Genomic DNA, 2,066 nt, shown 5'->3' on the forward strand with positions numbered 1-2,066 from the left:
TCTGTTGAATCTGCTAACACATTCAAGCGTCCGATCTATGCAGGTAACGCGATTGCTACTGTTCAATCTGACGAAGCAATCATTGTTGGTACAGTTCGTGGTACAGCATTTGATCCAGTCGCTGCTGAAGGTGGTTCTGCTGCGGTTGAAGCAGTAAGTGAAGCCAAAGATGCAGGTATTTCTAATTTTGTATCTGAAGAAATCGTGAAACTTGACCGTCCTGAATTGACAGCTGCTCGCATCGTAGTTTCTGGTGGTCGTGGTGTAGGTTCTGGTGAGAACTACCATAAAGTACTTGATCCATTAGCTGATAAGCTTGGTGCAGCACAAGGTGCTTCACGTGCGGCAGTTGATGCAGGCTTCGTACCTAACGACTTTCAGGTTGGACAAACTGGTAAGATCGTTGCACCTGACCTTTATGTTGCTGTAGGTATTTCTGGTGCGATCCAGCATTTGGCTGGTATGAAAGATTCTAAAGTTATTGTTGCAATCAACAAAGACGAAGAAGCGCCAATCAACAGTGTTGCTGACTACTGGTTAGTTGGTGATTTGAACACTGTAGTACCAGAGTTGGTATCTAAACTTTAATCTTTATTGATTAAAGTCAAAAAACCCTTAGTAAAAACTAAGGGTTTTTTATTATTGAACAATTCTTTTATTCTTCAAAGCAGTGAATTCCTCATCGTTAAGATAACGTTGCAGAATTAAATTACTATCCTCAGCTAAAAGAGGAGGAGTTTTTTTATATTCAACAGGTGTTTTTGAAAGCTTAATTGGCGACCCAATCATTTGGTAGTTACTTTGTAGAGGATGGGGGATTTTGACTACCATGTTGCGTGCTATAGCCTGTGGTTCCGAGAGAGCTTGTTGAATATTATTAATCATGCCAACAGGAACTTGAACCGCGTGAATTTTAGCAACCCAATTCTCAGCAGTATCACTTAAAAAGTGTGACTGTAATATCTGTATCAAAGCATCTCGATGAATTACACGTTGGGCGTTAGTTGAAAATTTAGGGTTATGCAGTAATTCAGCTAAGCCAATACCTTGGCACAATGAAGTAAATTGATTGTCATTACCACAGGCAATAATGAATTCACCCTGAAGAGCTTTGAAAATCTGATAAGGCACAATATTAGCGTGAGCATTTCCATAACGCCCAGGAATTTTTTCTGATACTAAGTAATTTGTTCCAAGCTGGGACATGCAAGCAATTTGAGTATCTAGTAATGCCATATCAATATATTGGCCTTCACCTGTTTGATGGCGTGAAAGAAGAGCAGCTTGAATTGCGATATTGGAATATAAGCCAGTGGTTAAATCAGCAAGTGCAATGCCAGCTTTTTGCGGGCCTCCGCCTAGTAAATCGTCACGCTCTCCAGTAACACTCATCATTCCTCCCATGCCTTGAATGATAAAATCATATCCAGGTTCTTTAGAACGGGGGCCAGTTTGCCCAAAACCTGTAATAGAACAATATACTAAACGAGGGTTGATTTTGGATAAGCTCTCATAATCTAGTCCATAGCGCTTAAGGGTGCCTGTTTTATAGTTTTCAATGAGAACATCTGTATCTAAAACCATTTTTTTAATCAGGGCTTGGCCTTCAAACGTTGAAATATCAATAGCGACTGAAAATTTATTTCGATTTGCTGATAGATAATAAGCAGCCTCTTGAGTATCTAGTTTTTTATTATCTTTTAACCAAGGTGGTCCCCACTGTCGAGTATCATCTCCACAATAAGGACGTTCAACTTTTATAACCTCTGCACCAAGGTCTGCCAAGATTTGACTGCACCAAGGGCCGGCTAATATACGACTTAAATCTAATACTTTATATCCTGTTAATGCACCCATTAGATTATCCTTTTTTATATCTTGCTTTATTGATCAATTGAAACTCTGCTATATCGTCCGATATTACATATTTGGATATGAGACACGGCTAGCAAAGCAATGCTTTGCCGTGACGGAATTACATATTAGGGTAATTCGGACCACCACCACCTGAGGCAGGAAGAACAAAGCAGCGCTTTGTCCTGCCGCAAGTGCAAAAGCTATGCTTT

2 protein-coding genes are annotated in these 2,066 nt (G+C 40.0%); one reads left to right on the plus strand and one right to left on the minus strand.

The window, feature by feature from the left end:
* Positions 1-588: electron transfer flavoprotein subunit alpha/FixB family protein (locus BMW38_RS19220; RefSeq protein ID WP_213031204.1), on the plus strand; the 588-nt coding region annotated here is incomplete at its 5' end.
* Positions 589-639: 51 nt separating this feature from the next.
* Here BMW38_RS19220 and BMW38_RS19225 read toward each other — a convergent pair.
* Positions 640-1,857, minus strand: coding sequence for a CaiB/BaiF CoA transferase family protein (locus BMW38_RS19225; protein WP_092711090.1), 1,218 nt, complete (start codon positions 1,855-1,857; stop codon positions 640-642).
* Positions 1,858-2,066: the final 209 nt, after the last annotated feature.

The organism is Acinetobacter sp. yr461 (assembly GCF_900110445.1).
Taxonomy (GTDB): domain Bacteria; phylum Pseudomonadota; class Gammaproteobacteria; order Pseudomonadales; family Moraxellaceae; genus Acinetobacter; species Acinetobacter calcoaceticus.

Excerpts from the sequence above, each read along its gene's own strand:
- BMW38_RS19225 (WP_092711090.1), bottom strand. The coding sequence starts at position 1,857 with ATGGGTGCATTAACAGGATATAAAGTATTAGATTTAAGTCGTATATTA.